We start from the raw sequence: 19091 nt of genomic DNA on the forward strand, positions 1-19091 counted from the left end.
GGGCCGGTCGCGGTCAGCGCGGACGGCGGTAGAAGGGCAGCTCGACGACGGTGACGGGCTGACGCTTTCCGCGCACGTCCACCTCGAGGCTGGTGCCGGCGGCGGCCCTCGCGCCCTCGATGAGCGCCATGGCGACGGGGTGGCCGAGGGTGGGCGACAGGACGCCCGAGGTGACGGTGCCGATCGCGCCGTCGCCGTCGAGCACGGTGCTGCCGGCGCGGGCCGCCCGGCGTCCCTCTCCCGCGAGACCCACGAGCACGGTTCCGCTGGGGTGCTCCTTCCGGTCGGCGAGGGCGTCCCTGCCGACGAAGTCGTGCTCGAGGTCGACCACGCGGCCCAGGTTCGCCTCGTAGGGCGTGACGTCCCTGCTGAGCTCGTGCCCGTAGAGCGGCATGCCCGCCTCGAGCCGCAGGGTGTCCCGGCAGGCGAGCCCGCAGGGCACGACGCCCGCCCCGGCGCCGGCGTCGAGAAGCGCCGACCACAGCGGCACGGCGGAGGCGGCGGGGACCGACAGCTCGAAACCGACCTCGCCGGTGTACCCGGTGCGCGCGAGCAGCACGGGGACGCCGGCGACCTCGGCGTGCATCGACGCGTAGTACTTCAGGGTGGCCAGGTCCGTGTCCGTGAGGCTCGCGAGCACGTCGGTCGAGACGGGGCCCTGCAGCGCGATCAGCGCCCGCGCCTCGGTGCGGTCGGCCACGTGAACCTCGCCGCCCGACCGCACGGTGAGCTCGTCCAGCACCACGGTTCGGTTCGCGGCGTTCGCGACGACCAAGAACTCGGTCTCGGCCAGCCGGTAGACGATGAGGTCGTCGAGGACGCCGCCGTCCGGGGCGACCATCATCGTGTAGCGGGCCTTCCCCACGGCGAGGGTGGAACTACGGGAGACCAGGGCGCGGTCCAGGGCGCCCGCCGCCCCCGGCCCGGAGACCTCGATCTGCGCCATGTGCGAGAGGTCGAAGAGCCCGGCGCGCTCGCGCACGGCCGCGTGCTCGGCGAGGTCGGACGTGTAGCGCAGCGGCATCTCCCAGCCGGCGAACGGGGTCATCGCGGCGCCGGCGTCGCGATGCACGGCGTAGAGCGGGGTGCGCAGGAGGTCGGTGGTCATGCGGGGAGCTCCGTCGGGTCGTGGGCGCGTGCGCGGACGCGCACGTCGAACGGCTCCCCCTCTGTGCTGGTACCTGAGAGTTTCGGGCGCCGGACGGCGGCCCTTTCACCATGGGTGAGCCCGTGGACGCGGACTTCTTTCCAGAGTGGCCTCATCGACACGGTGCGGGGACCTGAGAGATTGCCGGGGCGGTTGCTCCTTCGGTGCGTCGCGGGTACGACGGCTCTCCCGTGCCGACTGCTGACGGCCCGATATGCAGTTCTGGGTGGCGCCGGAGGTCACCCCGCCGCGCGGTGTGCACGCTACCACCGGGCGCGCCGGCGGCGCGGTGGGGCCCAGGGGGTCAGGACGCGGCGCGGACGGGCTTGACGGCCAGCACGGGGCACGGGGCGTCGAGCAGGATGCGCTGGGCGTTCGACCCGAGCACCAGCTTGCCCACCGGGGAACGGCGCCGCAGCCCGATGACGATCAGCTCCGCGCCGACCTCCTCGGCCGTGGCGACGAGCGACTGAGCGACGTCGTCCGAGCGGCGGAGCTGGCGGATGTCGTAGGCGATGTCCGCGTCGTCGAGCAGGTCACGGACGGCGTCGGCCTCGGCCTCCAGCTGCGACGGGTCGTCGCCGCGCGAGCGGCGCGCGAGCACCACGATGAGCCGGGAGTCGCGCCGTCGCGTCTCCGCCACGGCGGCGTCCAGCGCCGCCGCGCCCTCCTGCGTGGTCACGTACCCCACGACGATCGCCATGCCTGCTCCGTTCCTGCCGCCCGCCGGGCGGCCGCGTGGACCGTGCCCGGGACGTTACCCGAAACGACGCGGTCACGAGCACCTCACGCTCGGGAGCACGGCCGCCCTCACGGCGTGCGCGCCCAGACCGGGGGCATCCCCGCCTCGAGCGCCGCCACCACCAGCTCCGCCAGGCGGTGGCCCGGCTCCTCCTGCAGGGCCTGCCGCGCGACGACGTCCGCTCGGGCACCCTCGTTGCCCCACCAGGCCAGGTATGCCAGGGCGCCGAGCGCCGAGCCGCCCGCTCCCGGCTCGGCGTGGGCGGCCACGGCGTGCCCGAGCGTCGTCGCCCGGCCCACCGCCGCGTCGTCCGGGATCAGGTCGGTCTCGAAGGCCCGCACCACCGTCCCGGGGTCCAGGTAGTCGCCCGTGCGCCCCTCGGCCGCCTCCATCGTGGCCGCGACGACGGCGTCCCTCACGACCTTGTCGCCGAGCACGACGAGCAGCCGGCCCAGCACCTCGGGCGCCGTGCGCGGGCTCCCCGGACCTGCCGCGACCGCGGCGTCCCACAGCCGGGCGCCCTCCTCCCGCCAGCGTCGCAGCGGCTCCTGGTCCCGGGCGGGCCGGGCGCCGGGCACGCCGAACGCCGCACCGCGCACGAGCGGTGCGCCGCCGCAGGCCCTCCGAACCTCCCGCAGCCGGTCCCGCTCCGCCTCGGCGGCCGCGTACGCGGTGGCCAGCGCGTCACCGTCGCGGCTGCGGACCACCCCGAGCTGCGCCCGGTCCGGGGCGGCGGCGTGTCCCGCCGTCACCATCGCGGCCGCCGCCGGGGAGGCGGCGAGCAGGTCCAGCGGGTGCCCGGCCGGCGGGCAGCAGCGGCACGGGCCCAGATGACCCCAGCCCTGGGGTCCCACGCGCCAGGGGTCGAGCTCGGGCGCCAAGGGCCACAGAGCCTCGTCCAGGGCGGCGGCAAGGTTGTCGACGACGTCGTGCAGCAGCCGGTCGTCCTCCGGCTCCTCCGTGTAGAGCACCAGGTGCAGGTCGTCGGGCTCCTGGGCTGCGACGTGGCCGGCCAGGACCGCGGCCGCCTCGGCGCCGGTGAGCGGGGCGCCGAGGTCGGCGAGGTCCATCCGCGCCACCAGCCCGACCTCCTTGGCGCCGCCCGGGGCGACGCTGACGGCGACGAGGACGGCGGACTCGGCCGGGTGGAAGCCCAGCCGGTAGGGGATGAGGGCGATCAGGTCGCGGGGCTGGGACAGTCGGATGATCTCTGCGGTGGTCATGGGTCCATCCAGCCGTGGGACCCGACGTGCCCGCAGGACGCCTGTGCACGGACGCCGGCCGGCTCCGCGGCCTGTGCAAAACGTCGGGCGTCCCGGGCGACGCTACTGGGCTGTGGACGGTCCGGGGACGCCGGGCCGCATAGGGTCGGGTCATGCACAGCACCGCCCTGTCCGACCTCCGCGAGGCCGTCTCCGAGCGGGTCCTGACCGCCCTGGAGGACCGCACCGCCCGTTTCGCGCACGTGGGGACACCGCTGACGGAGTTCCTGGCCCCCGCAAGGTCGCTGCTGGGCGGCGGCAAGCGGCTCCGGGCACTGCTCTGCGGGGCGGGGTGGGCCGCGGCCGCCCCCGACGCCTCCCTGGAGGGACCGGTGGTGCTCGCGGGCAGCGCGCTCGAGCTCTTCCAGGGAGCCGCGCTCGTGCACGACGACGTCATGGACGCCTCGCAGACGCGGCGCGGCATGCCCTCCGCGCACCGCAGGTTCGCGCTCGACCACGCCGAGCGGGGCTGGCTCGGCCGCGCCGACGACTACGGTCAGGCGTCCGCCATCGTTCTCGGCGACCTGCTGCTCTCGCTGTCGTCGATGGAGATGGAGGAGGCGCAGGCCGTCGCGGGGTCCACGGCAGGGGGCCGGGCGCGGCGTACCTACGACGCGATGACGGCCGAGGTGGCTCTCGGCCAGTACCTGGACATCCGGTCGCAGGCCCAGCCGTGGGAGGACGACGGCGACACCGCCCTGGCCCGGGCGCTGCAGGTGGTCCGGCACAAGTCGGCTCGCTACTCGGTCGAGCACCCGATGCTCGTGGGGGCGGCGCTCGCGGGGGCTGAGGACGATCTGCTCGCCGCCCTCTCCGCCGTCGGCCTGCCGCTGGGCGAGGCTTTCCAGCTCCGTGACGACGAGCTTGGCGTCTTCGGCGACCCGTCGACGACCGGCAAGCCGGCGGGTGACGACCTGCGCGAGGGGAAGCGCACGCCGCTGCTCGCGATGACGATGCGCCGTGCCGGCGCGGACGACCGGGCGCTGCTCCGCGACCGGGTGGGTGCGGCTGACCTCACCGGTGACGAGGTGACCGCCCTCCAGCGGGTCATGCGGGCGACGGGTGCGGTCGAGGCGCACGAGCGCATGATCGAGGAGCGCTACGAGGCAGGACTGGCCGCCCTGGAGGCAGCGGCCCTGCCGGAGAGGGCGGAGGCCCTGCTGCGCGAGCTCGCGGCAGCGCTCGTCCGCCGCGCCGCCTGACCGGGGCAGGTCCGCAGGTGCGCCCCGGCGCGGGACAGGTCCGGGGCGTCCACCCGTCCGGGACGTGGATCAGAAGGCGAGCGTCTGCGCCACCCGGCGGACCGCGTGGGTGCGCCGCGCGCGCAGCGCGGCGATCGGCGTCGCGTCGAGCTCCGCGTGCGGGGTGAAGAGCCAGCGGAACGACTCCTCGGGGTCGTAGCCCGCGTCGGAGAGCAGGATCAGCGTTCCGCGCAGCGCCGGCAACGGACCCGGGCCGTCGACGTCGTCGGGTCCCAGCAGCAGCTCGCCGGGCACCGACTGGGCGCCGTTCGGGCCGTGGGGCACCGCCAGCAGGCGGTGCTCACGCAGCAGTGTGCGGACCTCACGGAGGCGAAGTCCGAGCAGTTCCGCCACCTCCGGCAGGGAGTACCAGCGGGTGGGCTCGTCGGGCACGGCAGTCACGGAGGAATCTTAGGGGACCGTTTCGGACAATCGGTTGTCGACACGCCCCTACAGTCGCTACTGTCACACTGGTTTCAATAGTCACGTCCGTATCACCGACAACACGAGTCACGTCCGTTACACCCTTGTGACGGGCGCGGCTCTGAGCCGGCCCCTGTGCACGACCCCGTTGGAGGATCGATGTCGAAGGTCGAGAACAACTCTCGCACCACTGCCCGCAGCCAGGCGGGACGGGCCGGTGTCGGTCTGGCCCTGGCGGCCACGACCGCCGTGGGCGTCGCCGTCCCGGCCGCTGCAGCCCAGGCCGCACCCGCCCAGCCCAGCGCCAGCCTGCACACCGCCAGTCTGCACAGCGCCGGCCCGCACAGCGTCACCCTCGGCGCCACAGCGCTCGCGCCGCAGGCGCCCGCGGCCGCACCGACCATGACCTACCGGGTCCAGGCAGGTGACACGGTCTCCCACATCGCGGCCCGCACCGGCTCGTCCGTCAGTGCGATCGTCCGCGCCAACAACCTCGACTCCCGGGCGCTCATCCGCATCGGCCAGATGCTGAAGATCCCGTCCGCCGCCACGACCGCCGCCGACGCGCGACCGGCGCCCACGGCCTCCCGTGCGACCACGCGGGCCGCCGTCACCCACACCGTGGCGGCCGGTGACACGCTCTCGGTCCTCGCCCAGCGGTACGGCACCACGGTCTCCGCCCTCGTCCAGGCCAACAGGCTCGGCTCGGCGGACCGCATCTACGTCGGCCAGAAGCTCGCCGTCTCCGGCACGGCCTCGCTGCCCGCATCCTCCGCACCGACGGCGACCTCGGTGCCGACGCGGACCACGCCCGCCGTCACGGCCGGCGGGACCCACACGGTGCGCGCCGGCGAGACCGTCTCGGGCCTGGCCAAGAAGTACGGAACCACCGTCAGCGCCATCATCCGGGCGAACAACCTCCGGCCGTCCGGCCTGATCTACGCCGGCCAGAAGCTCGTGGTCTCGGCCACGGCCACGCCCGCGCCCTCGAGCGCTCCCGCCGCGCCCGCTACGACGTCCGGCACCCACACCGTCAGGGCGGGAGACACCGTCTCCGTGCTGGCGAAGCAGTGGGGCACGACCGTCTCCGCCGTGATCCAGACCAACAAGCTCGACGCCGGCGGGCTCATCTACGTCGGGCAGAAGCTGAAGGTGCCGGGCACGGCCGCCACGCCCGCCGCCCCGACCACCACCCCCCTCGTGCCGAGCAGCTTCCTCGGGCGCACCTACCCCGAGGCCACCGTCGCTTCGGCCAACGCCAACAAGGCCACGCTCCTGGCCACCGGCGTGCCCTCGCGCGCGCAGATGCAGGCCACCGTGGCGCAGGTGGCGCGCCAGATGGGCGTCGACCCCGCGCTCGCCCAGGCCCACGCCTACCAGGAGTCCGGGTTCAACCACGCCTCGGTCTCCCCTGCCAACGCCATCGGGACGATGCAGGTCATCCCGTCCTCCGGCGAGTGGGCGTCCGACCTCGTCGGCCGCAGGCTCAACCTGCTCGACCCCTACGACAACGTGGTCGCCGGTGTGGCCATCATCCGCCAGCTTCAGCGCACCTCGCCCGACCTCGAGTCCGGCATCGCCGGCTACTACCAGGGCGCGGCCTCGGTCAGGCGCAACGGCATGTTCGCCGACACCAAGATGTACGTCGCGGCCGTCAAGGCGCACATGAACCGCTTCTGAGAGCGGCGCAGGAGGATGGCCGGGCCCGGGGCCCGGCCATCGTCGCGCTCGGGGTGCCCGTGACCGTGACAGCGCCGTCCCGCCCGACGCCGTCCGGGGCCCGGGAGTCTTGACCGGCCTGTGTGAGCTTCGGCATGCCGCACGCTGACGGCGGAGCGCGGCGGTTACGCTCGCGTACGTGGACGCCACGATTCTCGACCCGATGATCGGCCACCTGGTCGACGACCGGTACGAGGTGACCGCACGCGTCGCACGCGGCGGGATGGCGACCGTCTACCGCGCAACCGACCGCAGGCTCGACCGCACCGTCGCGGTCAAGGTCATGCACGCGCACCTCGCCGAGAGCCCCGACTTCGTGGCCCGTTTCCGTCGAGAGGCCCAGGCCGCGGCCCGGCTCGCCCACCCCGGCATCGTCTCGGTCCACGACCAGGGCCTCGCCGGCGAGGCCAGCTACCTGACGATGGAGTTCGTCGAGGGCCCGAACCTCCGAACGGTGCTCCGCGAGCGGGGGGCGCTGCCGCTCGGCGAGGCGCTCGCGCTCTCCGGTCAGGTGCTGGACGCGCTCGCCTGCGCCCACCGTGCCGGCCTGGTGCACCGCGACATCAAGCCCGAGAACGTCCTGCTCACGCTCGACGGACGCGCGAAGGTCGCCGACTTCGGTCTCGCGCGCGCCGTCACCGAGGCCACCGCGGCGAGCACCGGCACCGTGCTGGGCACGGTGGCCTACCTCGCGCCCGAGATCGTCACCGCGGGCCGGGCCGACCCCCGTGCGGACGTGTACGCCGTGGGCGTGCTGCTCTACGAGCTCGTCACCGGCCGGCAGCCGTTCGCCGGCGAGGCGCCGATCCAGGTGGCGTTCCAGCACGTCAACGGGCGTGTCCCCGCACCGTCCGCAGTCGTCCCCTGGCTGCCGAAGGAGGTCGACGAGCTCGTCGCCGCGCTCACCGCGCGCGAGCTCGACGAGCGCCCGCAGGACGGCGCGGCCGCGCTCGCGCTCGTGCGACGGTGCACCACCGCCCTGGACGCGACCACCCTGGCCCGGGGGGCCGGCACCGGCGCGTCCCCGGCGAGGTCACCGAGGCCGGCCGGCACGCCGACCCGCGCCGCCGCCCCGCCGTCGGACGGCCACCCGACCACAGCGACCGAGATCCGCGAGCCGAACGGGACCATCGCGCTGCCCATCGGGGCGATCCGGCGCGAGGAGCCGACCCCCGCTCACCCCGCCCGACGACGCCGCGCCTGGCCGCGGGTCCTCGCCCTCCTGCTCGCCCTGCTGCTCGTCACCGGCGCGGGTGCCCTGTGGTGGTTCCAGGTAGGGCCCGGAGCCACCGTCACCACGCCGGAGGTGGTCGGCCTCGCGGAGGACGTCGCCGTCGCCCAGGTGCGCGACGCCGGCCTGGAGCCGGTGGTGAGCCGTACCCACCACGACGACGTCGAGGCGGGGAGGGTGGTCTCCACCGATCCCGGTCCCGGGGCCGAGGTCCACAAGGACGGCCGCGTGCGTCTCTCCGTCTCCCTCGGCGTCCTCATGCTCACGGTGCCGGACGTCGCCGGGCTCGGGACGGCCGCCGCCACGGAGGCGCTCGAGGCGGAGGGCCTGTCGGTCGGCGGGACCACCGAGCAGTATCACGACAGCGTTCCGGCCGGCACCGTCCTCTCCTCGTCCCCCGCGGCCGCCGAGCAGGTCCCGCACGACACCCCGGTCGACCTCGTCGTCTCCGCGGGGCGCGAGCCCGTCGAGCTGCCGGACGTCACCGGCGTGTCGCGCGAGGACGCCGCCGCCGACCTGGAGTCGGCCGGCCTCACGGTCGGCGAGGTGACCGAGGCGCACTCCGACACCGTGCCGGCCGGAGCCGTCCTCGCCCAGGCGCCGGCCGCCGGCTCCGCCCAGCTCTACCGCGGCGACTCCGTGGACCTCACCATCTCCCTCGGCCCCGAGCTCTTCGAGGTTCCCGACGTCGTCGGCCGTCAGGTCGGCGAGGCGCGCTCCGCCCTGACGGCGGCCGGGTTCGAGGTCGCGATCGAGGAGGTGCTCGGGGGCTTCTTCGGCACGGTGCGTGCGCAGGACCCCGAGCCGGGGGCGATGCTGCCGCGAGGCAGCCTCATCACGCTCACCGTCGTCTGACGGGCACCTCACGGCGGGCCGGCACCCCACGGGGTGCGCGGCCCCCGACCAGGGCTACTCCTGGTGGGAGTAGCGCTCCTCACGCCAGGCGTCCCCGCGCAGGTGATAGCCCCGCTCCTCCCAGAACCCGCGCTCGACCTCGGTGAGGTAGTTCCAGCCCCGGAGCCACTTGGGCCCCTTCCAGGAGTACAGGTGGGGCAGGATCAGCCGCAGCGGGCCGCCGCGCTCGTCGCTGAGCGGCTCTCCGGCGTGGTGGGTGGCCAGCACGGTACGGGGCGAGACCAGGTCCTCCAGGCGCACCGTCGCCGCGTAGCCGTACTCGGCGAACACCAGGACGTGCTCGACGTCGTTGCGCGGCGGTGCCACCTCGACGACGCTGCGGGCCGCGACCCCGGACCACCGCTCGTCCACCGAGGACCATCCGGTGGCGCAGTGCAGGTCCGCGATGACCTCGAGGGGCGTCAGGGCGAGCACCTGCTCGAAGGTCAGCGCGTGCTCGCCGCCGTCCGCGGTCGCTCCCCCGACGGTCAGGCGCCAGCGCTCCGGACGACGGCGCGGCACGGGCCCGTAGTGCATGACCGGCGCCTCGGCGACCAGCCGCTGGCCGGGCGGCAGGAACCGGTCGGCCGGCAGGCGCGGCAGATCCGCCATGCCCGCACCCATGGCGTGCTCGTGCACCCCGTCGTGCTCCACCGTTCCCCCGCGGTCCTTTCCGTGCGTCGTCTAGTAGGCCCGCAGCATCTCTGCGACGTCGAACGCCATCTCGAGCGACTGCTGGTGGTTCAGGCGCGGGTCGACCAGGGTCTCGTAGCGGCGCGCCAGGGCGGCCTCGTCGACCTCCTCGCTGCCCCCGAGCACCTCGGTGACGTCGTCGCCGGTGAGCTCGACGTGCAGTCCGCCCGGCACGGTCCCGAGGGCCTGGTGGACCTCGAAGAAGCCGTGCACCTCGTCCAGGACGGTCGCCAGCTCGCGGGTCTTGTACCCGGACGGCGACGTGATGGTGTTGCCGTGCATCGGGTCGCACACCCAGGTGACGGGGCGCCCGTCGGCGGTGACCCGTTCGACCAGCCCGGGCAGGACGTCGCGGATCTTGCCCGCCCCCATGCGGGTGATGAACGTCAGCCGGCCCGGCTCGCCGTCGGGGGTGAGCTTGTCCATCAGCGCGAGGGCGTCGTCCGCCGTCGTCGTCGGGCCGAGCTTGACGCCGATCGGGTTCCGGACCCTCGAGAGCAGGTCGACGTGCGCGCCGTCGAGCTGACGGGTGCGCTCACCGATCCACAGGAAGTGCGCGGAGGTGTTGTAGGGGTCGCCCGTGCGCGAGTCGATGCGAGTCATGGCCGCCTCGTACTCGAGGAGCAGCGCCTCGTGGGAGGTGTAGAAGTCCACCGTGCGCAGTGCCTCGAAGTCGACGCCGGCGGCGCGCATGAACCGCATCGCGCGGTCGATCTCCGCGGCCAGCACCTCGTAGCGCGCGTAGGCGGGGTTGGCGGTGAAGCCGCGGTTCCACTGGTGCACCAGGCGCAGATCGGCGAAGCCGCCGTTGGTGAAGGCGCGGATGAGGTTGATCGTGGTCGCCGAGCGCTGGTAGGCGCCGAGGAGGCGACGCGGGTCCGGCGTGCGGTCCGCCTCGGTGAACGGGTGGCCGTTGACGGCGTCGCCGCGGTAGGCCGGCAGGGTGGTGTCGCCCCGCGTCTCCAGGTCCGAGCTGCGCGGCTTGGCGTACTGGCCGGCCATGCGGCCCATCTTGATGACCGGGAGACTGGCGCCGTAGGTCAGGACCGCGGCCATCTGCAGGATCGTCTGGATCTTGTTCCGGATCCGGTCCGCGGTGGACTCCGCGAACGTCTCCGCGCAGTCCCCGCCCTGGAGCAGGAACGCCTCGCCGCGCGCCGCCATGGCGAGCTTGTCGCGCAGGCTGTCCGCCTCGCCCGCGAAGACGAGCGGGGGAAACTCGCGCAGCTCCGTGGTCACCCGGGCCAGCTCGCCCTGGTCGGGCCACTGGGGCTGCTGCGCGGCGGGGAGCTCGCGCCAGTGCTGGAGGCCGCTCAGGACCTCCGGTGTCGCCTCGATACTCACCCGCACAGGATAGGCGGCGCCGAGGGTTGAGACGGACGGCGTCCACGGACCGGCCGCAGCGTCCCGTCCACGTACGCGGCGCGAGCGCGCCACGACACCCCGGGCGCTGCAGGCGTACCTGCAGCGCCCGGGATGCGATGGCGCGCCCGTCGGACCGGTGCACCCGGCGCGCGACGGCCTACCGGTCGGTCAGTGCGCGGCCGGGGCGGCCGCCTCGACCCGCTGACCGATGCCGGCCATGAGCTCGCGGAACCACTCCTGGTCGATGTCGAAGGACTTGCCACCGGCGATGCGCGGGAACGGGACGGCCTTGAGCCGGTCGCCGTCCTCCTCGTCGTGGCCGATGACGCCGGACTCGCCCTTGAGCGCGCACTCGACGGCGAGGTCCACCATCGACTTGATCAGGCGCAGGTCCTCGGCGTTCGCGCGCGCGGACCGCGAGAAGTAGCCGCTCTTCTGCACCATGACCTTCTCGGCGCCGATGAGCTCGGCGAACTGCTTGGCGAACCACGCGCCCGGGTTGATCGTGTCCAGCTTCACGTGGCCGAACGGGTCGCGCTCGACCTGCTCACCCTTCGCCTCGAGCTCGGCGACGATCTCCGGCACGCCCGCGCCCTCCGAGAGGAAGATGTTGACGTTGCCGAGCTCGTCCATGACGCCGCGCAGACGCCGGGCCTCGCCCTCGATGTCGATCTTCGTCTCGGGGAGGAAGACGGCGTGGATGTCCCACCGCTCCCGGCTCAGGCCGATGCTGGGCACCCACTCCTGCGTGTCGAGCCAGGTGCGGTAGGAGCGCGCCGCGGCCGCCGTGAGCCAGCCGCAGTGCCGGCCCATGACCTCGTGGACGATGAGCATGCGGGGGCTCACGCGATGCTCGCCGATGATGTTCTGCGCGAACTCGCTGGCCTCCTCGGCCGCGGTCCAGGCGCCGAGGGACTGCCGGATCGGGACGATGTCGTTGTCGATCGTCTTGGGCAGCCCGACCACCGTGAGGTGGTAGCCGTTGTCCTCGAGGTAGGCGGCGAGGTCGGCGGCGGTGGTGTTGGTGTCGTCGCCGCCGATGGTGTGCAGCACGTCGATGCCGTCAGCGCGCAGCTGCTCCGCGGCGACCTCCAGCGGGTTCTGCCCCTCCTTGACCAGGCCACGGCTGACGAGGTCCTTGGCGTTGGTGAGCTTGACGCGCGAGTTGCCGATGGGGCTGCCGCCGAAGCGGTGGAGAACCCCGGCGCGACGGCGGGCCTCGTCGTCGACGACGACCTTCGTGCCGGTCAGCAGGCCGTGGTAGCCATTCTGGTAGGCGACGAGCTCCACCTCGGGCGAGATCTCCGTGTAGCGCTCGATCAGCCCGCCGACGGCGGAGGACAGGCAGGGGGCGAACCCACCGGCGGTGAGCAGGGCGACGCGACGGACCGACATCGAGAACCTTCCGTAGTGCTGGCACAGGAGCCGGCGCCGACGGCGCGCGGCCGGGTCCGCGGCGACGTGCCGCGGCCCCTGGTCATACTAGGCGCGCGGGCTACCCGCCTCACGGGACGCCCGGCCCCGCGGGGTCACCCCCGCAGAGTGCGCCGGGGCGGCGTGGAGGGGCGCGGTCCCGCCATCGCCCGACGTCGCGGGCTGGTCCTGGCCCGACGACGCCGGCTCCCCCTCGTCCGACAACGCCGGCTCGGTCCCGTCCGAGGGGATGCCGCGGTCCTCGGGCGTCGGGGTGGGCACCTCGGTCACCGGCACCGGACGCCCGCCCGGGGCCCCCGCCCCGGCGTCGGCGACGTCGGCGCGCGCCGCATCCTTCTTCGCGGCCGCGAGCCGGTTCTTCACGGTGGCCGCGTACGCGTCGACGTACTCCTGGCCCGACAGCCGCATCAGCTCGTACATGATCTCGTCGGTGATCGCGCGGAGCACGAAGCGGTCGTTCTCGAGGCCGCGGTAGCGGGAGAAGTCCAGGGGGCGCCCGACGACCACGCCGATCCGGTGCATCTTGGGGATGCGCTTGCCGATCGGCTGGGCGATGTTCGTGCCGATCATGGCGACCGGCACGACCGGCGCGCCGGACTCGAGCGCCAGCCGCGCCACCCCGGTCTTGCCGCGGTACAGGCGCCCGTCGGGGCTGCGGGTGCCCTCGGGGTAGATGCCGAACAGGCCCCCCTCCCGCAGCCGTCGAAGCCCCGTGAGGAGGGCGGCCTCGGACGCCTTGCCGCCCGCCCGGTCCACCGGGATGGTCCCGACCCCGCGCATGAAGGCGGCGACGAAGCGTCCCTTGAGGCCCTTGCCGGTGAAGTAGTCCTGCTTGCCGAGGAAGACGACCTCGCGCGGGATCATCAGCGGCAGGAAGAACGAGTCGATGACCGCGAGGTGGTTCGAGGCGAGGATCGCCGGGCCCGTGGCCGGGATGTTCTCCGCCCCACGGATCCATGGCTGGTAGAAGACCCGCAGGATCGTCCCGAGGGTCGCCTTCATCAGCCGGTAGAACACGGACTCACTCTAGAGTGCATGTCATGGCCGGACCCACTCGTGACGGGCTTCCCGACGGCGAGGAGCCGCTCGACGACGCGACCGTCGCCGCGCGCTGGGCGGAGCTGACGGCGGACCTGGGCGAGCTTCGAGTCCCGTCGGAGGACGAGCTGAGCCCCTCGACCGCGGTACCGCCCGAGCCGCTGGGAGCCCGGCCGGCCGCGGCCCCGGGGCCGCGGGACTACGAGCCGGCGCCGGAGCGCGCGGACGACGACGACCCCTCGTCCGGGATCGACGGGTTCGTCCCGCCCGAGCCGGAGCCGCTCACGCACGCCGACCCCGCCCTCACGCTGGGCTGGGTGGCGACGATCGGCTCGCTGGTGGTCGGCCTGCTGCTGTTCGTCCTCGACCCGTCCGTGCCCGGCTGGGCGATGGTGGTGCTGGCGGTCGCGCTGCTCGGCGGCGTCGGCCTGCTGCTGTGGCGGATGCCGGCACGGCCCGAGGACCGCGGCCCGGGGGACGGCGCCGTCGTCTGACCGGGCCGGCCACTCACGGCGCCGCCCGCTGATCACGCTGACGGCGCCGGATCCGCGACCGCGGGTCAGTACCGGGCGAGGTCGGCCGCGCCGATCATCCCTGCCTCGTTGCCGAGCGTCGCCGCCTCGATCCGCAGCTCGCCGCGGAACCCGCGCGCGGTGAGGTTGCGTCGGAACGACTCACGGGCCGGCTCGAGTAGCAGGTCGCCCGCCGCGACCACGCCCCCGCCCACGACGGCGAGCTCAGGGTCGACGATCGCGGCCAGGTCGGCGATGCCCGCTCCCAGCCACTCGCCGAGGGTCCCGAGCAGCTCGATCGCGAGGGCGTCGCCGGCCGCGGCGGCCTCGGTCACGTGCGTGCCCTTGATCTTCTGGTCCGGCCCGCCGGCGGCCGCGACCAGCGCGCCGGCCCGGTCGGGGTACGCCACGGCGGCGTTCCGCGCCGCCCGGGCCAGCGCCCGGCCCGAGGCGTACATCTCCCAGCAGCCCTCGTGCCCGCAGCCGCAGTAGTGCCCGTGCGGCACCATCTCCATGTGGCCGATCTCGCCGGCCGCCCCGAACGCCCCGCGCAGCAGGCGTCCGTCGGCGACGATGGCTCCGCCCAGGCCGGTGCCCACCGTCAGCATCACCATGTTCTCGACCGCGCGGCCGCTGCCGAACCGGAACTCCGCCCAGCCCGCGGCGTTGGCGTCGTTCTCGATGACGATGGGCAGGTCCACGCCCCGCGCGAGCTTCTCCCGGAGCGGGTAGTCGCGCCAGGCGATGTTCGGCGCGAAGACCACGCCGTCGCGCCTCGGGCTGATGTAGCCGGCGGCGGCCACCCCGACGCCCCCGACGTCCCGGCCCTGACGCAGCTGCGCCACGGCCGCGACGACCGCGTGCTCGATGGCGGCCGGGTCGGTCGGGTCGGTGGGGAACCGGTCCGCGGCCAGCACCCGGCCCTCCTCGTCGACGACCCCGGCCGCAATCTTGGTCCCGCCGATGTCGACACCGATCGTCAGCATCTCCGCCTCATCTCTCTTCGCTCCTGACCGGCATCCTTGCCGTCCCGGCGTGTTAGCGCCGAGAGCCACGCCGCGTCGGCCCGTGGGCAGATACTGTGAACCAACGCCACCACTGCCGACGGAGACAGCATGGACGAGTTCACCACCCCCCGCCGCGTCGAGGTCGACCCCTCGCGCAGCATCACCGACTACCTGGTCGACCACGCCCGTGAACGCCCGAGCCAGGTGCTCTACGAGAAGAAGGTCGGCGAGGAGTGGGTGAGGTACGACGCCACCTGGACGCTGGCACGGGTCGAGGAGATCGCCAAGGGCCTCGTCGCGGCCGGTGTCGGGCTCGGCGACCGGGTCGCCATCATGTCGCGCACCCGCCTGGAGTGGACGCTCCTCGACCTCGCGGCGTGGCACGCCGGCGCGGTCCCCGTGCCCGTGTACGAGACGAGCTCACCCGAGCAGGCGCAGTGGATCCTCTCCGACTCGGCCTGCGTGGTCGCCGTCGTCGAGAACGCCGACAACGCGGCGACGGTCGAGCAGGCGCGCGGCGTCGACGACGGCCTTCCCCTGCTCCGCGACGTCTGGCAGATCGACGGCGGCGCCCTCGACACCCTCGTCGAGCTCGGCCGCGACGTGCCCGACGACGAGCTCGCCGCGCGGCGCGCGGCGGTCGGGCTGTCGGACCTCGCGACGATCATCTACACCTCCGGAACGACCGGCCGGCCGAAGGGCGCCGAGCTCACCCACGGCAACTTCGTCGAGCTGTCCCTCGAGGCGATCGACGCGCTCGCCGTCGTGCTGACCCCGCCGAACGCCCGGTCGCTGCTCTTCATCCCCCTCGCCCACGTCTTCGCGCGGTTCGTGGAGGTCCTCGTCCTCCTCGCGGGCAAGCCGCTGGGGCACACGCCCGACACCAAGCAGGCGGTCGCCGACTTCGCCACCTTCCGGCCGACCTTCATCCTGTCCGTGCCGCGGGTGTGGGAGAAGGTCTACAACGGCGTCGAGCAGCGCACCGGCGGCGGCCTGAAGACCAAGATCTTCCGGTGGTCGGCGAAGGTGGCCATCAGCTACTCCCGGGCGCTCGACACCGCGGGCGGCCCCTCGGCCGCCCTGAAGGCCCAGCACCGGGTGGCCGACAAGCTCGTCCTGTCCAAGATCAGGGCGGCCCTCGGCGGCCAGGCCGAGTACGCCGTGTCCGGCGGGGCCCCCCTCGGCGAGCGGCTCGGCCACTTCTACCGCGGCGTCGGCCTCGTGGTGCTCGAGGGCTACGGGCTGACGGAGACCACCGCACCGACGAACGTCAACCGCCCCGAGAAGATCAAGATCGGCACGGTCGGCCCGCCGCTGCCCGGCACCTCGATCCGCATCTCCCCCGACGGCGAGATCCTCGCCAAGGGCATCCCGGTCTTCCGCGGGTACCACAACAACCCCCAGGCGACGGCGGAGGCGCTGGTGGACGGGTGGTTCCGCACCGGCGACATCGGCTCGATGGACGAGGACGGCTACCTGCGGATCACGGGCCGGAAGAAGGAGATCATCGTCACCGCCGCCGGGAAGAACGTGGCCCCGGCACCGCTGGAGGACTCCATCCGTGCCCACCCGCTCGTGTCCCAGTGCGTCGTCGTCGGGGACCAGCGCCCGTTCATCGGGGCGCTCATCACCCTCGACGCCGAGATGCTGCCGGGCTGGCTGAGCAACCACGGCAAGGAGCCGATGACGGTGGAGGAGGCCGCGCGGGACCCGTTCGTGCGCGAGCACCTGCAGATGGCGGTCGACCGGGCGAACGCCAAGGTCTCCCGCGCCGAGCAGATCCGCGCCTTCCACGTCCTCGACGTCGACTTCACGGTGGAGAACGGCTATCTCACGCCCTCGCTCAAGGTGAAGCGCAACGTGGTGCTCAGCGACTTCACGGGCACGATCGACGACTTCTACGCCAGCGCGGCCGCCACGAGGGCCGCCGGGGCCGCACCGGCCTGACACCCGCGGCCTGACGAGCGCCGGCCCGACGACGCCGGCCGGGAAGGCCGGGGCCCGCCCACCTCGGAGGTGGGGGTCCCGGCCTTCCCACGGCCTTGCCCCCCCTGCTGCCGCCCCGACCCCGCGCCCGCCGCACGGCCGCGTCACGTACGACGTACGGACCGTGCGACACCTGCGGCTGCCACCGGCGTCGCACGGCGGGTCGCGACCGGGCGTGTCAGTGGCCGGACGTAGCGTGACGGCCATGCCCACCGCCCTGCTGGACGTCCCACCGGGTCGACGTCTTCCCCTCGACGACGCCACCCGCGCCGCGGACGGTACCGGAGCACCGGTCCAGCTGGGCCTGGACGAGATCGGCACGACCCTGCACGAGGTGACCTTCGTGGTCGTCGACCTCGAGACCACCGGCGGGTCACCGGCGAGCGCGGAGATCACGGAGATCGGTGCGGTGAAGGTGCGCGGCGGTGAGGTTCTCGGCGAGTTCCAGACGCTCGTGAACCCGGGGCTGGCGATCCCGCCGATGATCACCGTGCTCACCGGCATCACCAACGCGATGGTCGTCCAGGCACCCCGGATCGGGGAGGCGCTCCCTTCGTTCCTGGAGTTCGCCGGACTGAGCGCCGGCACGGTCCTCGTGGCGCACAACGCCCGCTTCGACGTCGGCTTCCTGCGGCACGCCACCGAACGCATGGGCCTGGAGTGGCCGCGTCCTCAGGTGCTCGACACCGTCGCGCTCGCCCGGCGTGTGGTCACCCGGGACGAGGCACCCAACCACAAGCTCGCCACGCTGGCCGCGCTCTTCTCCACCGCGGTCACCCCCGACCACCGCGCGCTGCACGACGCGCGCGCCACCGTGGACGTGCTCCACGCGCTCCTGGGTCGGATGGCGCCGCTCGGCGTCACCCACCTGGAGGACCTGCGCACAGCCACGGACCCGGTCCCTCAGCGCCGGCGCCGCAAGTCCTCGATGGCGGACGGCCTGCCGGACTCGCCGGGCGTCTACCAGTTCCTCGGGCCCAGCCGTGAGGTGCTCTACGTGGGCACGGCGGTGAACCTGCGTCGACGGGTGCGCCAGTACTTCACAGCCGCGGAGAAGCGCGCCCGCATCGGCGAGATGCTCGACATCGCGGTGGCGGTGCGTCCTGTGCCGTGCGCGACCGTGCTCGAGGCCCAGGTGCGCGAGCTGCGCCTCATCGCCGAGCTCGACCCGCCGTACAACCGCCGCTCCCGGCGCCCCGACCGGCGCCCCTGGCTCCGGCTGACCGACGAGCCCTTCCCGCGCCTGAGCGTGGTGCGGCGCCTCCCGGCGGCGGTCATGGGCGAGGCCCTCGGCCCGTTCAGCTCACGCAGCGCGGCCGAGGCGGCGATGGAGGCGCTCCAGGAGATATCGGCCGTGCGCCGGTGCACGCCCAAGCTGCCGGCGACCGCACGACCGGACGCCAGCTCCTGCGTCCTGGCGGAGATGTCCCGCTGCGGCGCGCCGTGCGTGGGCAGCCAGGACCGCACGCAGTACGCCGTGTCGATCTCGTCCGCGCGCCGTGCGCTGCGCGCCGACGTGGACGCGGCGGTGCAGGCGTTGCACGAGAAGATCGCCGCCCTCGCCGCACAGCAGCGCTACGAGGAGGCGGGCACGCAGCGCGACCGGCTCGCGTCGCTGCTCCAGGGAGCGCGCCGCGCCGAGCGGCTGCGGCCGCTCGTCACCACGCCGGAGATCGTGGCCGCCCGCCGGCGGGACGAGGGCGGCTGGGAGCTCGTCCTGGTCCGGTACGGGCGCCTCGCCGGCAGCGCCGTCAGCCCCCGGGGCACGGACCCGATGGCCGTGGTCGACTCGCTGCGGGTCGGGGGCGAGGCTGTGCCCGCCCCGACGACGGCCTGCGGCGCCGCACCCGTGGAGGAGACGGAGCTCGTGGCGCGCTGGCTCGAGCAGGCGGGCGTGCGCCTGGTCAGCGTCGAGGAGGGCCCCGTCCCGCTGGCGTGCCCGGTGCGCGGCGCTGCGAGACACCAGGTGCCGGGCAGAGGATGATGGGGACCGTCCCGGTCCGCCCGTGCGCCCCGCGCGCCGGCGGCGCCCACGCCACCCGCTAGGAGCCCACCATGCTGACCGCCATCGTGCTCATCGACGCCGACGCCGCCCGGATCCCCGAGGTCGCCCAGGAGGTGGCCGAGCTCGACGGCATCAGCGAGGTGTACTCGGTGACCGGTGACATCGACCTGATCGCCCTGGCGCGCGTGCGCGAGCACGAGGACCTCGCCGCCATCATCGCCGACAAGCTGGGCAAGGTCGAGGGAGTGATCCGCACGCAGACCTACATCGCGTTCCAGGCGTACTCCCGCCACGACCTGGAGCAGGCCTTCCACATCGGGCTGGACTGAGGTAGGGCCAGCGGCCGCGGCGGCGCTCCCACGCAGCGCGCGCCGGAGCGGCGCCGACGACGT

At 74.0% G+C, this 19091-nt stretch carries 15 protein-coding genes, 1 pseudogene and 1 riboswitch; of the genes and pseudogenes, 7 read left to right on the top strand and 9 right to left on the bottom strand.

The window, feature by feature from the left end; genetic code table 11:
- Positions 1-13: 13 nt before the first annotated feature.
- The 3 genes from gcvT to KZX45_RS02035 form a co-directional block, all read right to left on the bottom strand.
- The gene (gene gcvT, locus KZX45_RS02025) at positions 14-1108 is read right to left on the bottom strand and encodes a glycine cleavage system aminomethyltransferase GcvT (protein ID WP_248256027.1); all 1095 of its coding nucleotides are present in this window, start codon (positions 1106-1108) and stop codon (positions 14-16) included.
- Between the two features lie 150 nt (positions 1109-1258).
- A riboswitch (glycine riboswitch) is annotated at positions 1259-1349 on the bottom strand.
- A gap of 102 nt (positions 1350-1451) precedes the next feature.
- On the bottom strand, positions 1452-1850 hold the full coding sequence (locus tag KZX45_RS02030; protein ID WP_248256028.1) for a universal stress protein: 399 nt from the start codon (positions 1848-1850) through the stop codon (positions 1452-1454).
- Between the two features lie 107 nt (positions 1851-1957).
- Complete coding sequence (locus tag KZX45_RS02035) at positions 1958-3112, bottom strand: DUF4192 domain-containing protein (protein ID WP_248256029.1); 1155 nt, start codon at positions 3110-3112, stop codon at positions 1958-1960.
- 152 nt (positions 3113-3264) lie between these two features.
- On the opposite strand from KZX45_RS02035, the gene KZX45_RS02040 reads away from it, so the two are divergent.
- Positions 3265-4353 carry a polyprenyl synthetase family protein gene (locus KZX45_RS02040; RefSeq protein WP_248256030.1) on the top strand — a complete coding sequence of 363 codons (1089 nt, stop codon included), beginning with the start codon at positions 3265-3267 and terminating at the stop codon, positions 4351-4353.
- Positions 4354-4422: 69 nt separating this feature from the next.
- On the opposite strand, the gene KZX45_RS02045 is transcribed toward KZX45_RS02040, so the two are convergent.
- Entirely contained in the window at positions 4423-4794 is a 372-nt protein-coding gene (locus KZX45_RS02045; RefSeq protein ID WP_248256031.1) for an Rv2175c family DNA-binding protein, read from the bottom strand.
- A gap of 180 nt (positions 4795-4974) precedes the next feature.
- Between KZX45_RS02045 and KZX45_RS02050 the strand changes: the two genes are divergently transcribed.
- Together KZX45_RS02050 and pknB are read left to right on the top strand one after the other, a co-directional pair.
- Complete coding sequence (locus KZX45_RS02050) at positions 4975-6495, top strand: lytic transglycosylase domain-containing protein (protein WP_248256032.1); 1521 nt, start codon at positions 4975-4977, stop codon at positions 6493-6495.
- A gap of 178 nt (positions 6496-6673) precedes the next feature.
- A complete protein-coding gene (gene pknB / locus KZX45_RS02055; RefSeq protein WP_248256033.1) occupies positions 6674-8620 on the top strand; it encodes a Stk1 family PASTA domain-containing Ser/Thr kinase in 1947 nt (648 codons plus the stop codon).
- Positions 8621-8674: 54 nt separating this feature from the next.
- Here pknB and KZX45_RS02060 read toward each other — a convergent pair whose 3' ends face one another.
- The 4 genes and pseudogenes from KZX45_RS02060 to KZX45_RS02075 form a co-directional block, all read right to left on the bottom strand.
- Positions 8675-9313, bottom strand: a complete 639-nt coding sequence (locus tag KZX45_RS02060) for a molybdopterin-dependent oxidoreductase (protein WP_248256034.1) — start codon at positions 9311-9313, stop codon at positions 8675-8677.
- A 30-nt stretch (positions 9314-9343) separates the two neighbouring features.
- The gene (locus tag KZX45_RS02065) at positions 9344-10696 is read right to left on the bottom strand and encodes a class II 3-deoxy-7-phosphoheptulonate synthase (protein WP_248256035.1); all 1353 of its coding nucleotides are present in this window, start codon (positions 10694-10696) and stop codon (positions 9344-9346) included.
- A gap of 189 nt (positions 10697-10885) precedes the next feature.
- Complete coding sequence (locus tag KZX45_RS02070) at positions 10886-12112, bottom strand: pyrophosphate--fructose-6-phosphate 1-phosphotransferase (RefSeq protein WP_248256036.1); 1227 nt, start codon at positions 12110-12112, stop codon at positions 10886-10888.
- Between the two features lie 276 nt (positions 12113-12388).
- A pseudogene (locus tag KZX45_RS02075) lies at positions 12389-13168 on the bottom strand (lysophospholipid acyltransferase family protein); the annotation flags it as partial.
- A 23-nt stretch (positions 13169-13191) separates the two neighbouring features.
- Here KZX45_RS02075 and KZX45_RS02080 point away from each other — a divergent pair.
- On the top strand, positions 13192-13683 hold the full coding sequence (locus KZX45_RS02080) for a hypothetical protein (protein ID WP_248256037.1): 492 nt from the start codon (positions 13192-13194) through the stop codon (positions 13681-13683).
- A gap of 65 nt (positions 13684-13748) precedes the next feature.
- On the opposite strand, the gene KZX45_RS02085 is transcribed toward KZX45_RS02080, so the two are convergent.
- Positions 13749-14687, bottom strand: coding sequence for an ROK family glucokinase (locus KZX45_RS02085; RefSeq protein ID WP_248256038.1), 939 nt, complete (start codon positions 14685-14687; stop codon positions 13749-13751).
- A gap of 129 nt (positions 14688-14816) precedes the next feature.
- Between KZX45_RS02085 and KZX45_RS02090 the strand changes: the two genes are divergently transcribed.
- The 3 genes from KZX45_RS02090 (at position 14817) to KZX45_RS02100 (ending at position 19028) form a co-directional block, all read left to right on the top strand.
- Positions 14817-16655 (top strand): long-chain fatty acid--CoA ligase, encoded by a 1839-nt coding sequence (locus KZX45_RS02090; protein ID WP_248256039.1) that lies wholly within the window; start codon positions 14817-14819, stop codon positions 16653-16655.
- 244 nt (positions 16656-16899) lie between these two features.
- Positions 16900-18678, top strand: coding sequence for a DEDD exonuclease domain-containing protein (locus KZX45_RS02095; RefSeq protein ID WP_248256040.1), 1779 nt, complete (start codon positions 16900-16902; stop codon positions 18676-18678).
- A 71-nt stretch (positions 18679-18749) separates the two neighbouring features.
- The gene (locus KZX45_RS02100) at positions 18750-19028 is read left to right on the top strand and encodes an Lrp/AsnC family transcriptional regulator (RefSeq protein WP_248256041.1); all 279 of its coding nucleotides are present in this window, start codon (positions 18750-18752) and stop codon (positions 19026-19028) included.
- The last annotated feature ends 63 nt before the right edge of the window (positions 19029-19091 follow it).

Source organism: Georgenia sp. EYE_87 (genome assembly GCF_023148685.1).
Classification (GTDB): Bacteria; Actinomycetota; Actinomycetes; order Actinomycetales; family Actinomycetaceae; genus Georgenia.